Source organism: Archangium gephyra (genome assembly GCF_049060025.1).
GTDB classification, from domain to species: domain Bacteria; phylum Myxococcota; class Myxococcia; order Myxococcales; family Myxococcaceae; genus Archangium; species Archangium gephyra_A.
In genome coordinates this window covers 1,247,063-1,260,824 of sequence record NZ_JBMEQQ010000002.1, presented here as the reverse complement: position 1 = coordinate 1,260,824, position 13,762 = coordinate 1,247,063, and the positions used below count along the sequence as shown (strand labels likewise).

The window sequence follows — 13,762 nt, the reverse complement described above, 5'->3', positions numbered from 1 at the left end:
CTCCTGTGCAGGGTCAACGAGCGCCCGGCCGCGGACCCCCCCCGGCCGACGCCTCTCAGTCGAGGCTGTTGCGCTTCAAAAATACTCCTGTACGGAAGGACGCGTTCCGAGGTGCCCGGCGAGCCGTCCGTTAGCGGACAGCGCCCGGAGAGCAAGGCGCGTCTAGCTCACACTCTCGGCGCTGTAGCGGGCGATGAGGCCGGTGCGCACGGCATGGCGGTAGACGCGGGTGAAGAACCAGGACGCCAGCAGGATGTAGAGGACGGCGAGCCCCACGCCCCGGAGCAGCGAGGTCCCCGAGAAGGCACCGCCCGCGACGATCGTCCGCATGCCCTCGAAGACGTAGGACGGCGGCAGCAGGTGCGCGACGGCGCGCATCCACTCCGGGAGCGTGGCGAGCGGATAGAAGACGCCCGCGAAGGGAGAGACCACGGCGGGAATGGGCCAGACGAACCACTCCGCGGCCGGCCCGAGCCGGAGCACGATGGCGGCGCCGAAGATGCCCAGCGAGATCCCGAAGAGGAAGAGCACGAGCAGGAACGGCACGAGCATGAGGCCGTAGGTGAGCAGGGACAGGCCGAACACCGATCCCGCCACGAGGAGCATGACGAGCAGGCCGATCGAGCTCGTGGCGATGCTCGAGAGCACGAGGCCCCCGACGTACTCGGAGATGGAGAGCGGCGTGGCGAAGAGGTTGAGGAAGTTGCGCGACCAGACGTCCTCGAAGAACGCCATGGTGACGCCCTGCATGACGCGGGTGAGGAAGTCCCAGAGGAGCACCGCGCCCAGGAGCGCGGGGATGAAGTCGAGGCCGGGCGCGGTGACGCTGTTGAGGTAGCGGGACATGAAGCCCCACAGCACCATGTCGATGGCGACCCACACGAAGAGCGGGAAGATGCGCGCGGGGCTCCCGCGGATGAGATAGAACTGGCGGAGGACGATGGCGGCGGCGCGGTGGAAGGCCATGGGGCTCAGACTCGCTCCAGCGCGAGCGGTTCCCGCGCCACGGTGATGAACAGATCCTCCAGGGTGGCCTTGCCGTGCTCGCGCGGCAGGGTCTTGGGATCGCCTTCGAGCAACACCTTCCCGCGCGAGACGAAGAGGACGCGGTCGCAGACCTCCTCGACCTCGTACATGTTGTGCGAGGTCCAGAGCACGCCGCCGGTGCCCCGGGTGGCGAACTCGCGGATGCGGGCGCGGATGTCCTGCGCGGTGGCGGGATCCAGCGAGGCGGTGGGCTCGTCGAGCAGCAGGAGCTGCGGACGGTTGAGCATGGCCTTGGCCAGGGCCACCCGCGTCTGCTCTCCCGAGGAGAGCACGCCGCTCTTGGTGTCGCGGAACTTCACGAGATCGAACTGGACGAGCAGCTCCTCGATGCGGGCCGGGAGCCCCTTCACCCCGTAGATGAGGCCGGAGATGCGGAGGTTCTGCTGCACGGTCAGATTGCCGGGCAGGGGCGAATAGACGGCGGCGAAGTTGGTGCGCTCGAGCGCCTGCGAGCGGCGCTTCGCGAGGTCCACGCCTTCGATGAGGATGGACCCCGCGGTGGGCTCGAGGACGCCGAGGATCATGTTGATGGTCGTGGTCTTCCCGGCGCCATTGGGGCCGAGCAGCCCGACGATCTCATTGCGGCCCACGTCGAACGAGATGCCGTCGACCGCGACGGTGGCGCCGTACTGTTTGCGCAGTGCCTGCACCGAGAGGACCCGCTCCTGCTTCGTGGGCATGCGGCCTTCTACTACGTGACCCACCTCGCCAAGCTGCCCCTCTTCGAATCGCGGCCGAATCAGACATTTCAGCCAAAATGGTAATTTGAGAATAAGCTGGATTTCTGGCACAACGAAGGGGTCCACCCCTGACCCCGCGTGTGCCCGTGATCCGACCCACCCCCTGGTACCTCGTGATGCCCCTGTGCCTGGGCCTCACCGCCTGCAATGAAGCCCGGACCCCCGCGGAGGTGTCCACCGCTCCCACGAAGAGCGCGGCGGCGCTGATGCCGGCCTCCGAGCCGACCTTCGAGTCCATCCCCCCCTCGAGCGAGCTGATGGCCCAGTTGCGCGCGAAACTGCGCGACCCGGTGGACACGGCCGAGGAACAACAGGCCATCCAGGAGGTGGAGGCGGAGCTGGGCACGTTCACCTACGCGCGGCCCGACACGCTGGTGGCGGTGGACCCCACCGTCGAGGCCCCCATGGGGGCCTCCTTCATCGAGGACAGCGAGTGGGCCACCGCTCGCGTCCAGGCGCTCTACGGTGCCGACGTTTCGGTGAGCTGCCTCTCCCGGCCCTGCATCCAGTACGGCGACTTCGACGGGGACGGCCGGCGCGACCTGGTGGTGCAGGTGGCCGAGGACGTGAACGACAAGTCGGGCATCGCCTTCCTCCTGGCGGACCAGACGCACGCCCTGCTCGGCGCGGGACGCGCGAGCCCCCTCGGCGATGATCTGATCTGGATGGACAAGTGGAGTGTGGTGCCCCGCTCCAGTGGCAACGGCTCCGCGGTGGTCTTGAGCACGGCCTCGCAGGCAGCCCGCGCCGAGCTGTCGCTGGCGCCCGGGCCCGGCGGCTCCCGCACCGTGAACACCGCCTGGAGCTGCACGGCCTCCAGCCAGGTACCGGTGATGACCGGCCCCAACACGCCCGGCGGCCTCGTGACCCGCTCGGGAGTCTTCGATACCACGGGCGCCTACGAGGCCTGGAAGGCCTTCGACGCCAACGCCACCACGTCTCAGTGGATCTCCGAGTCGTGGACGTCCAACCCCGTCTGGATTGGCTACGAGTGGAGCAACGGGCCGCGGCAGATCACCCGCTACTCCCTCCAGTTCATCAACGGCGGCCTCGCGTCGCGCGCCCCGCGTGACTTCCAGCTCCAGGGATGGAACGGCGGCGCCTGGGTGACGTTGGACAGCCGCACCAACGAGATCAACTGGGCGAGCAACGAGGTGCGCCACTACAACGTCACCTCTCCGGGCTCCTACGGCAAGTACCGCCTGTACGTCACCGAGGACAACGACTCGCGCGCCGTCATCGTCGCCGTCTCCTTGGGACACATCACGCTCTCCGGCGCCAACTGCGACGGCAGCGGCGGCCCGTTGCCGTGAGCGGCTGGACTCCCCTTCTTCCCTCCTTCGGAAACCCCTCTTCCATGCTGACCTCCTTCTCTTCCGCTGCCCGAGCGAGGCTCGCGGCCTGCCTCGTCCTGTCCGTGCTCGGAGTCTCCCTTCCGGCATGGGCCTGGAAGCCCATCACCCACGTCTACCTCGCGGAGAAGGCCCGCGCGGAGCTCATCGCCCAGAACGGCTCCATCTCGCTGCACCAGGTGGACTTCTACAACCGCCAGCAGGCGGGCCTCATCGGCACCTACGCGGTGTCCAGCCCCATCTACCAGGCGCTGCGCGACTACCCGCAGTACTACCGCGCGGGCGTGCTGGGGCCTGACGCCTACCCGGACATGCTCTTCGGCCAGAGCGTCATCCACCCGGCGACGGACGACGATGGCAGCGACACGGAGCCCTGGCTGCGCCACCTCTACACCAAGGCCAGCACCCCGCAGGAGCGGGCCTTCGTGATGGGCTTCCTCGCCCACGCCGCCGGCGACATGTTCGGCCACACCCTCATCAACCACCACGCGCTCGGGCCCTTCGATCTCATGAGCGACAACGCCAAGCGGCACATCGTCGCCGAGGGCCACGTGGGCCGCCGCACCCCCTTCCTGGGCGATCTGCCCTACGGGGACCCGGCGCGCTACACCATCGACACCTCGGCGGTGAACACCTTCATCTACGATCACATGATCGACGCCCGGCGCGCGCGCAACGGCACCTGGAGCAACGACGTCTGGAAGCTCACCCGCAACACCCAGATCGCCAGCCTGCCGCGCCTCTTCACGGAGCTGCGCGCCGGCCTGGAGGACAAGATCGAGGGTTATTACGAGCACGTCCGCTGGTTGAAGCTGAAGTACAGGGAGCACGCGGACCGGTGCTCCTGGTCCCGCCCCAAGGCCTGCCTCAAGGCCGGCTATTACAAGGGGCTCCTCGAGGGCTACAAGCTCATCGCCGGCATGTCCGCTCAATACATGGAGGCCTGGGTCCGGGACATCAACCGCGGCCTGAAGGCCTGGCCCGCGACGAGCACCGACGTGGCGCGCCAGATGTTCATGCAGACCAATCACAAGGCCAACGAGGATGAGAACACCGGGGCCAAGGCCATCCTGCTGGCCTACAAGAACCGCTACCTGTGCTCGATGATGGGCGCGCCGGATGCGTTCTGCTCGCTGACCGCCACCGTGGAGCGCATCATCACCTCCATCACCCCCAAGCTCGACCTGTTCAAGCAGCTCAAGGAGGACCTGCGCAACTACGCGGTCAAGAAGGCCACCGGCCATGACTACGACTACTGGAAGGGGCTCATGGATCCAGACCCCTACCAGGTGGACAACGAGGTGCCCACCAATCCTCCCCCTACCCCTCCCGCCACGCTCACGTCCAGCCAGCAGCTGGACGGGCTGATGTGGATCAGCGGCACGCCCGCGCGCTTCAACATGCTCAGGTTCGCGCCGGCCTACAACACGTACGCGGCCATCAAGATGTCCTTCCTCGACACGCGGACGCAGTGGCAGTCGGTGCTCGGCGCGGTGGGCTGGAATCCCTACACGCTGAACAACCTGATGAACGCCTATGATCCACCGAACGGCTTCAACGGCCAGCTCCTGCTCGGCTTCCTGCGCTCCATGGACTGGGACAACCAGTGGGCGGTGCCCGACCGGATGTTCGTCGCGCAGGACTGCACGCTGTTCACGCGCCTCTTCATGCAGCAGACGGGCGACCTGTGGGATCAGCAGACGGGGGACGCGGAGGAGAACGCCCTGCGCAAGAGCCAGCTCAAGGAATGGTGTGGAGTGGGCGGGAACAAGCTCACCTACAGCGCGAGCGCCACGAGCAGCGCCACCACCAACACCGTCAACCGGAACATCACCCTGCTGGACGGGGAGACGCTCTCGCTGGGCACCTGCAACGTGACAGGGGCCTCGGGCACCGGGGACACCTACCTGCGGCTGTTCACGCCCTGGGGCACGGAGGTGGCGGCCAACGACGACGCGTGCGGCGGCCCCCTGTCCAGCCTCGGCTATACCGTCCCGGCGGGGGGCGGCGGCATGTACCAGCTGCGCGCCGGCTGCTGGGGGAGCGGAAGCTGCGGCGGCACGGTGGTGTGGAGCATCAGCGGCTCATTCACCTACAGCGCGAGCAACACGAGCAGCGCCACCGTCAACACGCACAACCGCAACCTCTTCCTGGTGGAAGGCCAGCACGTGAGGGTGGGCACCTGCGGCTTCTTCGAGGCGGCCTCGGGGACCGGGGACACCTACCTGCGGCTGCACACGGCCGCGGGGGCCCAGGTGGCCTCCAACGACGATGCCTGCGGCAGTGGGGTGCTGAGCCACTTCGAATACGTCGTCCCCTGGGAAATGAACGGCATGCATCAACTGCGCGCCGGTTGCTTTTCGATCGGTAGCTGTACCGGCGTGGTGCAGTACCGCCTCACCGACGCGTCCCTCTGAGCGCCCGCTCCGGGCCGGCGGGGTGTGCGCCGGCCCGGGGTGCTCGGGGTGTGGATGACTCAGCCGCCCGACGCGGAAGCGGAGCGGCCCACAGCTCGCGCCCCGAGACCTGATCGTCGGCCGAGAAATAGAGGGTGTTTCCCACGACCGCGAAGGAGTCGGGGTTGGACGAGCCGGGGCCGGCCGCGACGTCCGCGAAGAGGAAGGTGCCCTCGGCCGTGCCATCGGACCACCACAGCTCCATGCCCGAGACTCCATCGGAGGCCGCGAACACCACGCTCTTGCCGTCCGGCAGGGCGAAGAGCGGCGCCCGTAACGGGAACTGGGACAGGGCGGGATACAGCGCCTTCACGAGCACCGTGCCTTCCTCGGTCCCGTCACTCCTCCACAGGCCCCAGCCTCGAACGGGGTCGTCGAACCAGAAGAGCACGCTGTCCCCCAGGGCCGTCAGCGGCCCCGGCCACCCCAGCCCATTCGTGCGGAGCTGCTTCACCCGGTGAGTCCCGGCGGAAGTCCCATCGCTCACCCACAGCTCCCACGTCGACAACGACGCGTAACGGGGCCGGGACAGGAAGAAGAGCTTCTGCCCGGCCACCCGGAGTCCCTGATGGATGTCCAGGGAGCCCTCCCCCGTCGACACCACGTGGGCCTCTCCCGTCGCCTCATCGGCCCGCCAGAGCACGGCGCCCACGGACGGCGGAGCACCGGGCTCACGGCCCGTGAAATACAGCCCCGTTCCGAGCCGGACGAAGCCATCCGCCTGACGCGCGAGGTTCGTCAGGAGGCGCGTTCCCCCGGCTGTCCCGTCCGAATGCCAGATCCCCTCGTCCCAGGTCAGGCTGTCCGGGGTGCTCGCCGCGATGAAGAGCAACGACGAGCCGAGCACCTTGAAGCGGCTGGGGTTCCACCTGTTCCACGTCTGGAGCGGACGGAGCGGCTCCCCGTCCCGCATGGCCCACAGGCGGTAGCTCACACGCGAGCTCAACGGATCCATCTCGGAGTCCGAGACATAGAGCGTGTCTCCACTGACCGACACGTCGCCCGTACACCCGCCGGAGTCCGAGGTGTCGAGGCACCCTCCCCGTCCCTTGATGTCGCCCCGGAGCAGGTGTGTCCCTCCGGCGGTCCCGTCCGACACCCACAGCGAGCCGCGGGTGAAACTCATGTCCGGATCGGCGTGGGTCAAGGCGAGCCTGGAGCCGAAGGGAATCAAGCGCTGGAACCAGGTCGGATTGGGGCCGGGGGTGAACTCCCGGACCAGCCGGGTGCCCGCCGCGCTCCCATCCGTGCGCCAGAGCTCCTGCCCCCGGAGGCCATCGTCCGCGGTGAAATAGAGGGTCCCATCGACGACGGTCGTCTGCCGCGGCTCCGACGAGCCCGTTGCCGGCACGATGTCCTGCACGAGCCGGGTGTCCGAGGCCGTGCCACGGCTCGTCCAGAGCTCCACGCCCTGTCCATCGTCCCCCTGGAAGTAGATCTCCCCGTCCACCACGGTGAACGCGTTCGCGGCCGTGTAGAGCTCGCGCAGGACAGGCCGGAACGCCTTCACCAGCTCGGTCCCCTCGGGAGTCCCATCGGTGCGCATCCAGGAGACGGACGAGAAGTCAGCGGAGTCGGTGACGAAGTAGAGCCGCTCCCGGTAGGCGAGGAAATGGCGCGGGTTGGACACCCGGGGGAGCACCCGCCGGGTGCCTTCGGGGGTCCCATCGGTGCGCCAGAGTTCATCCACCACCCGTGGCGAAGGGCCCGGGGACACGAAGTAGAGCGTGGACCCCACGGAGGCCGTCTCCGCCAGCTCGATCCAGGTGCGGCCCTCGGACTCCACCAGGACGTCGTGCAGCCACACCGCCGTTCCCCCGGCCGTTCCATCGGTCGCCCACACGCCGAAGCGCGAGCCTCTCCGGGCCAGGAAGAACAACCGGCCTTCCGACGGAATCAGGCGCTGGGGCCCGGCCTTGGGCTCGAGGTCCGTCACCCGGACCGTCCCCTGCCCCGTCCCATCGGTCTTCCAGAGCGCCGGCCGTTCGGTGGCGCCGCCATCCGCGAAGAAGAAGACCGAGTCCTTCCACGGAGTGAGGTGCTTGATGGTGCTTCCCTCCGCTCCCCGCCAGAGCATCCGCGGTCCGGTGGAATCCGCCCGCCAGAGCTCGGGCCTGCTCCGGCACAGCTCCGGCCTGTCCGGCTCCGGGCAGGGAGGAACGGCGACGAAGTACAACGTGCCGCGAGACTCCACCATCCGCTCCGGGAGGTCGCGTGGGCCATGCAGGGTGTTCCACAGGCGGTCGGTGCCGTGGGGCGTCCCGTCGCTGGACCAGAGATCCACGTTGGAGCTGACGTCCCGCACGAGCAGCAGCCGGCCCGGGACATCCGCCAGATGCGCATAGGACAGGTCTCCGAAAGGAGGAACGAGCCCGGTGACCGGACGGGTGCCCACCGCCGTTCCATCGCTGCGCCACAGCCGCGGCACCCGCGAACCCGGGTCGGTCTGGGTCACGAAGTAGAGGAATTCTCCTACACGGGTCAGCGAGCGGATGCCGGGTGACTCCGGCCCGGGCACGAGGTCCAACACCCGCCGCGCCCCCTGGCGCGCATCCCAGCGCCACAGCTCCTGGCCTTCGTTGGGCGTGTGCGCGGTGAAGAACAGCCCGTCCCCCAGCCTGACGAACTGTGACGGATGGGAGCCGAGCTCCCGTGGGACCGTGTTGATGTCGGCGACGCGATGGACACCAGTGACGGGCTTGCCTGGCCCCTGCCCCGGGCTGTCTTCCGGCGGGGATTCCGGGCCGTCTTCCGGCGGAGACTCCGGCGGGAGCTCGGGTGGGGCCTCTGTCACCGGGTCATCACCGGGCGGGCCATTCCCCGGGGATTCCTCGAGGACAGCGTTCTCCGGAGGACCCTCGGGCTCCTGGAGCTGTGACGCACAGCCCGCGGCGTAGAGCCCGAGGCTGGCCAACAAGAACCACCTACCCCCACCCGCCCCGCCGGACCGACCCGTCATATCGACGGGAAGGTAGGTTCACCCCACGTGAGGAACAACCGCACGACGGAGGCCCTCAGCGGGGCCAGACCATGACCCACACCCAGACCGGCGACCACATGGGCGCGGGGCTGAAGGCGCGAGCCGTCGCGGGCGGGGCCTCGCGGCGCTTGCGGAACTCGTCGAGGTTGATGACTTCGGCAGCCTGGTTCATGGCGGACACCGCTTTCCTGAAGTGACTCAATGCCACCGTCCCCCGTGGGGAACGCTCAGGACCATTATCGGAAGGAGCCCTCCGCCAGTTGCGCGGATTTTCATCCGCCCCAGCGGACGGCCGCTCAGGGCGCCCCGGCCCGGGTCCTGGCCACCCAGGCCGAGGCGGCGTTGCTCATGGCGAGGGAGCCAGATTCACACGAGGGTTCTGGCCGCGCCGGTGCAGCACCAGCGAGGCCCCCAGCAGGATGGCGCCCACCACGCCTACTCCCAGGCTCGGCAGGACCAGCACTCTCGGAATCGGGAACCGCGTCCACAGGAAGACGAGCATGCCGCCGGTGGCGGAGACGGCGTAGCCCGCCCGCTCCAGGCGCGTCGCCAGGGGGGATCCCTCGACGGGCACGGGGAGGGTCACCGGGGCCGGATTCGCGAAGAGGATCGGCTTGAGGCGGTGCCAGTCCCAGCAGAGCAGGAAGAGACAGGCGAGCAGCATCCCTCCGGTGATCAACGGCGTGCCGGAGAACCCCAGCGAGACGGTGATGATGAAGATGTTCAGGATGATGGGGAAGAAGATCACCGCCCCCAGCGTGGAGGTGGCGGGAATCAGCAGCAGCACACCGCCGGTCACCTGCGCCCAGCCGATGAACTGCCACCAGGCCCCGGTGCGGTACATCGCCTCGAAGAAGAAGCCGAGGGGATTGTCGATGCCCATGGTGGTGAAGCGCTGGCCGAGGATCTTGACCATCGCGGTCGGGACGAAGCCGATGGCGAGCAGGATGCGGTTGATCGTGGCGAAGTAGCGCAGCAGCAGGCTGGAGCGGGCCCGGAAATGGAGGCGGTCCAGCATCTGCTCGAGGCGCCGTGCGGCGGTGGGGGCGGTGGCGGACATGGCGCCCCCATCATGCCAGGGTGGTGGGACGGCTCAATCACAGGCCCAGGCCTTCGGAGGGCACGCGCAACGGCCCTCCTCGGGTCGGGGCTCCATCGCGGCGCAGGCCTCGCCACAGCTCGACACGACCCGGCCGGTGAGCGTCTCCACATAGAAGTACGGCCCATCCACCTCCACCCGGCAGTTCAGCTGGACGAGGCCACCGCAACTCCGGGCCGTCTCGCAGCCCTGGGGCGGGGAGAGCAGGCTGATGTGGTCTCCAGGTTCGATCTCATCGAAGGACACCGGGCCGCACCCGCTGCCCGCCAGGAGCATGCCCAGCACGGCGGTGAGCAGGGAGCCCCGGCGCGCGCCAGGCGAAGAGTGAAACGAGGGCTTCTTCAGGGGGAGCGAATTCATGGTCGACACGCGCACTGCCACGCGTGTGCCAGGGAATGCGCGCCCCGCCGCTCGCTCGGGATTCCGAGGAGTTGGAGGCGAGCTGAATGGAGGAAGGGGTCTCAAAAAATCGAGGCCCACGGAATGGAGCCACCGGAAAACCATGGGTCGGGGAGACAGGCTTCGAACCCGTCTCCCCTGCCCCGCTGCTTCAGCGGCCCTTGTAGGCGGGCTTGCGCTTCTCGGCGAAGGCCTTGAGGCCCTCCAGCCGGTCCTCGGTGGCGAGCACCTTCTCGTAGTGGCGCAGCTCCAGCGCGAGCGCCTCGTCCAGCTCCAGCGACAGGCCCTCGTCGATGGCGTGCTTGGCCGTGGCCACCGCGATGGGCGCGTTCTCCACGATGCTCTCCGCCATCGCGTACGCCGTGTCCAGCAGGTGCCCCTCCGGCGCCAGCCGGTTCACCAGCCCGATGCTGAAGGCCTCCGCCGCGTTGAGCCGCCGCCCGGTGAGGATCAGATCCTTCGCCCGCCCCGGGCCCACCAGCCGCGCCAGCCGCTGCGTCCCGCCACCGCCGGGAATGATTCCCAGCTTCACCTCGGTCAGCCCCAGCTCGGCCGCCGGGGCCGCCACCCGCAGATCGCACGAGAGCGCCAGCTCCGTCCCGCCGCCGAACGCCGCCCCGTTGATCGCCGCGATGAACACGCAGTCGCTCTTCTCCAGCGAGCGCAGCGTGCGCCGCAGCCCGTCGAGGAACGCGCGCACCTCCGGCTCGCTCATCGTGCCGCGCTCCTTGAGGTCCGCCCCCGCGCAGAACGCCTTGTCCCCGGCCCCGGTGATGACCACCGCCCGCGTCTCGTGACCGCGCGACACGCGCGTCACCATCTCCTCGAATTCCTTCAGCATCGCCCGGCTGATGGCGTTGCGCCGCCCCTCGCCGTCGATGGTCCAGATCTCGATGGGTCCTCGTGCGTCGACCTTGAACTCCGCCATGTACCCTCCCTTACCGGGCCCTACACCGGGCCACCAATCGAACCCCCAGCCTGCGGCGACTCGACGGGCCTGACAAGGCGGAAACGGTTAGTCTTCCGGGCGATGCGTACTGCGCTGAACCGCTCCCTCGCTCGCTGGGCTCCCTGGCTCCTCCCGGGCCTCGGGCTCGCTCTGCTCGTCGTCCCCCTCGTGGCCCTCGCCCGCGGCGGCGGTGGCGAGAACTACACCGCTCGCGACCGTAACTCCGGCGGCGGTGGTGGGGATGGCAGCATCCCCATCGAGCTGCATCTATTGGGTGCTGCGGCTCACCTTCCGCTATCCCCACATCATGCTGCCGCTGATCGGGCTCGGGGTGGCCGGCTGGTACTTCTACCAGCGCAACCTCCACCCCACCGGCGCCACCCAGCGGGCCTTCCAGCAGCGCGAGGCCGAGCAGCGCACCACCGTCTCCACGCGCGATGTCCAGGGTTGGGTCAACGCCCTGCGGCTGAAGGATCCCCAGTTCGAGCTTCCAGCCGCTGCTCGACCGGACGCGGCAGCTCTTCCTGGCGCTGCAGGATGCCTGGTTCGACAGGGACATGTCCCCCGTGCGGCCCTTCCTCTCGGACGCCACGTACCAGCGCTTCGAGGTGCAGCTCCAGCTCATGAAGGACCAGGGCGTGCGCGACGCCATCACCGACATCCAGGTGATGGACGTGCAGCTCATCGGCCTGGATCAGAGCCAGTGGTTCGACACCGTCCACGTGCGTGTGAAGGCGCGGATGCGAGACACGGATGTCGCCGCCTCCGCCTCCCAGGCCGAGGCCGTCGCCGCCGCGAAGCGCGCGCCCCTGGAGGCCTTCACCGAGGTCTGGTCCTTCGTGCGCAAGCCCGGCGTGCAGACGCGCATCGGCGAGGATCTCTTCCAGGGCAAGTGCCCCCACTGCGGCGCGCCGTACAAGGGCGGGGCTACCAACCGCTGCGAGTACTGCAACGCCATCGTCAACTCGGGCAACTACGACTGGACGCTCTCGGAGATCACCCAGGGCATTGAACACGTGCGCCACTACGCCCAGGTGGACAACCTGCTCGAGGCGCGCGAGGCCGATCCGGCCCTCAACCTGGAGATCCTCGAGGACCGTGCCTCGCTGCTGTTCTGGAAGTGGATCGACGCGCAGAGCCGCGGCACCACGAAGGCCCTGCACAAGGTGGCCGCGCCCCAGGCCATCGGCCGGCTCGACGAGGAAGCTCGAGGAACTGCGCCAGCAGGGCCGGCGCAAGGTGTTCCTGGAGTGCGCCGTGGGAGGAGTCATCACCCGCGGCTTCGAGCGGAACCCGGACGGCTTCGACCGGGCGCACATCGAGGTGCGCTGGAGCGCCCGCCTGGGGATCGGCCCGGCCAACGAGCGGCCCCCCGCCCTGCCGACGGTGCCGCAGCGCTGGGTCTTCACGCTGCTGCGCAAGCACGGGGCCCAGACGAACACGGACAACGGCATGTCCACCAACCGGTGCCCGCAATGCAACGGGCCGCTCACCGAGTCGGCCGCCACCACGTGCGACTACTGCGGGGCGGCGCTCGGCAGTGGCGAGCGGGACTGGGTGCTGGCCTCGGCGGATCCTTTCGAGTCCTGGAATGCCCGCGAGCAGCGGCGTTTCGAGGCCGCCCCGCAGGGCCCCCGGCGGAGGAACACGGTGCGCACGCCCGCGGTGGACGAGGCGGCGTTCGCCCAGGCCCCGGGGGATGACGTCATCACGGATCCCCAGGAGCGCCAGCGGCTGCTGTACATGATGGCCGCGCTCGCGGCCTCGGATGGCACCGTGGATCGCGCCGAGCGCAAGCTGCTCGAGCTGTGCGCGCGCCGCTGGAGCGTGCCCTGGAGCAACGTGGAGATGGCCTTGAACACGGGGCCGCAGCTCTTCACGCGGCTCATCCAGCGCCGCACGCCCGAGGCCGAGGTCTTCCTGCGCAACCTCGTCGAGATGGCGCTGGTGGATGGGCGCATCGACCGCAAGGAGCGGCGGATGCTCGAGTTCGCCGCGGGCCACCTGGATCTCACCGACAAGCTGCCGGAGCTGCTGCGCGAGCGGTAGGGCCCGCCGCGGGAGCCCGGCGGCTCACACCACGACTTCCCGCTTGGGAAGGGTGAGCGGCACCTGGCTGGTCTCGTCGGTGTAGCAGCGGACGAGATACGCCAGGGTGAGCGGGAGGGTGAGGACGACGGCGATGGCGGTGAGTCCGGCCACCCCGGAGAGCACGGCCAGGACGAGCCAGTTGAGGAAGTAGCCCGCCCAGTCCTTCCTGCGCTGGAAGATGCGGCCGCTCTCGGCGATCGCATCGAGCGTGTTGCGGCCATCGGCGGCCAGCATGGGGGCGTGGAACCAGTAGAGCGAGAGCAGCACGCCCGGCACGATGAGGAGCATGTAGCCGATGGCGATGGGGATGCCCATGGCGAGGGTGAGCCCCCAGCTCTTCAGGAAGTTGCCCTGCCGTTCGAAGGTGGCCTGCCATCGGACGGCGCGTCCGGTGCGGGAACACTCGAGCGCCTCCTGGAGCAGGTTGAGCGTGAACCAGGGCCCGGGGATGACGACCATCCAACCGACGATCGCCACCAGGCCTCCGAGCAACAGCCCCCCCGCGTTGGCCAGAAAGAAGTCCCAGGTCCGCTTCAAGCGCTGATCGATGTGCGAATCCATCATGGGCCGCGTTCCTCCATCGAGGGGAGTTCTCTCCCCTTCCCTGGAATGGAGTGCGCGGCGGAGGTTTGTGACAACCCCTGCTCCA

11 protein-coding genes and 1 pseudogene are annotated in these 13,762 nt (G+C 68.8%); 4 read left to right on the top strand and 8 right to left on the bottom strand.

Annotated elements, in window-relative coordinates:
* Window positions 1-162 precede the first annotated feature (162 nt).
* Together ACN28I_RS05670 and ACN28I_RS05665 are read right to left on the bottom strand one after the other, a co-directional pair.
* Window positions 163-966, bottom strand: coding sequence for an ABC transporter permease (locus ACN28I_RS05670; RefSeq protein ID WP_420941105.1), 804 nt, complete (start codon window positions 964-966; stop codon window positions 163-165).
* 5 nt (window positions 967-971) lie between these two features.
* Window positions 972-1,727, bottom strand: coding sequence for an ABC transporter ATP-binding protein (locus ACN28I_RS05665; protein ID WP_420941104.1), 756 nt, complete (start codon window positions 1,725-1,727; stop codon window positions 972-974).
* A gap of 146 nt (window positions 1,728-1,873) precedes the next feature.
* On the opposite strand from ACN28I_RS05665, the gene ACN28I_RS05660 reads away from it, so the two are divergent.
* Window positions 1,874-3,100 (top strand): hypothetical protein, encoded by a 1,227-nt coding sequence (locus tag ACN28I_RS05660; RefSeq protein WP_420941103.1) that lies wholly within the window; start codon window positions 1,874-1,876, stop codon window positions 3,098-3,100.
* Window positions 3,101-3,144: 44 nt separating this feature from the next.
* Complete coding sequence (locus ACN28I_RS05655) at window positions 3,145-5,556, top strand: hypothetical protein (protein WP_420941102.1); 2,412 nt, start codon at window positions 3,145-3,147, stop codon at window positions 5,554-5,556.
* Here ACN28I_RS05655 and ACN28I_RS05650 read toward each other — a convergent pair.
* The 5 genes from ACN28I_RS05650 to ACN28I_RS05630 form a co-directional block, all read right to left on the bottom strand.
* A complete protein-coding gene (locus ACN28I_RS05650) occupies window positions 5,537-8,509 on the bottom strand; it encodes a hypothetical protein (RefSeq protein ID WP_420941101.1) in 2,973 nt (990 codons plus the stop codon). The genes ACN28I_RS05655 and ACN28I_RS05650 overlap by 20 nt on opposite strands.
* Before the next feature lie 100 nt (window positions 8,510-8,609).
* Entirely contained in the window at window positions 8,610-8,747 is a 138-nt protein-coding gene (locus ACN28I_RS05645) for a hypothetical protein (RefSeq protein ID WP_420941100.1), read from the bottom strand.
* 174 nt (window positions 8,748-8,921) lie between these two features.
* Window positions 8,922-9,635, bottom strand: coding sequence for a hypothetical protein (locus ACN28I_RS05640; RefSeq protein WP_420941099.1), 714 nt, complete (start codon window positions 9,633-9,635; stop codon window positions 8,922-8,924).
* Between the two features lie 33 nt (window positions 9,636-9,668).
* Window positions 9,669-10,034: a hypothetical protein gene (locus ACN28I_RS05635; protein ID WP_420941098.1), complete on the bottom strand. Its 366-nt coding sequence runs from the start codon at window positions 10,032-10,034 to the stop codon at window positions 9,669-9,671.
* Window positions 10,035-10,224: 190 nt separating this feature from the next.
* The gene (locus ACN28I_RS05630; RefSeq protein ID WP_420941097.1) at window positions 10,225-11,001 is read right to left on the bottom strand and encodes an enoyl-CoA hydratase-related protein; all 777 of its coding nucleotides are present in this window, start codon (window positions 10,999-11,001) and stop codon (window positions 10,225-10,227) included.
* Between the two features lie 578 nt (window positions 11,002-11,579).
* On the opposite strand from ACN28I_RS05630, the pseudogene ACN28I_RS05625 reads away from it, so the two are divergent.
* Window positions 11,580-11,819: pseudogene (locus tag ACN28I_RS05625) on the top strand (hypothetical protein); the annotation flags it as partial.
* A gap of 460 nt (window positions 11,820-12,279) precedes the next feature.
* The gene (locus ACN28I_RS05620; RefSeq protein ID WP_420948871.1) at window positions 12,280-13,071 is read left to right on the top strand and encodes a hypothetical protein; all 792 of its coding nucleotides are present in this window, start codon (window positions 12,280-12,282) and stop codon (window positions 13,069-13,071) included.
* 24 nt (window positions 13,072-13,095) lie between these two features.
* On the opposite strand, the gene ACN28I_RS05615 is transcribed toward ACN28I_RS05620, so the two are convergent.
* Window positions 13,096-13,677 (bottom strand): hypothetical protein, encoded by a 582-nt coding sequence (locus tag ACN28I_RS05615; RefSeq protein WP_420941096.1) that lies wholly within the window; start codon window positions 13,675-13,677, stop codon window positions 13,096-13,098.
* Window positions 13,678-13,762 lie beyond the last annotated feature (85 nt).

Bases quoted from the DNA above. Each gene is read 5' to 3' on its own strand.
- ACN28I_RS05670 (WP_420941105.1), bottom strand. From the start codon at position 966: ATGGCCTTCCACCGCGCCGCCGCCATCGTCCTCCGCCAGTTCTATCTC.
- ACN28I_RS05665 (WP_420941104.1), bottom strand. From the start codon at position 1,727: ATGCCCACGAAGCAGGAGCGGGTCCTCTCGGTGCAGGCACTGCGCAAA.
- ACN28I_RS05655 (WP_420941102.1), top strand. From the start codon at position 3,145: ATGCTGACCTCCTTCTCTTCCGCTGCCCGAGCGAGGCTCGCGGCCTGC.
- ACN28I_RS05645 (WP_420941100.1), bottom strand. From the start codon at position 8,747: ATGAACCAGGCTGCCGAAGTCATCAACCTCGACGAGTTCCGCAAGCGC.
- ACN28I_RS05640 (WP_420941099.1), bottom strand. From the start codon at position 9,635: ATGTCCGCCACCGCCCCCACCGCCGCACGGCGCCTCGAGCAGATGCTG.
- ACN28I_RS05635 (WP_420941098.1), bottom strand. From the start codon at position 10,034: ATGAATTCGCTCCCCCTGAAGAAGCCCTCGTTTCACTCTTCGCCTGGC.
- ACN28I_RS05630 (WP_420941097.1), bottom strand. From the start codon at position 11,001: ATGGCGGAGTTCAAGGTCGACGCACGAGGACCCATCGAGATCTGGACC.
- ACN28I_RS05615 (WP_420941096.1), bottom strand. From the start codon at position 13,677: ATGATGGATTCGCACATCGATCAGCGCTTGAAGCGGACCTGGGACTTC.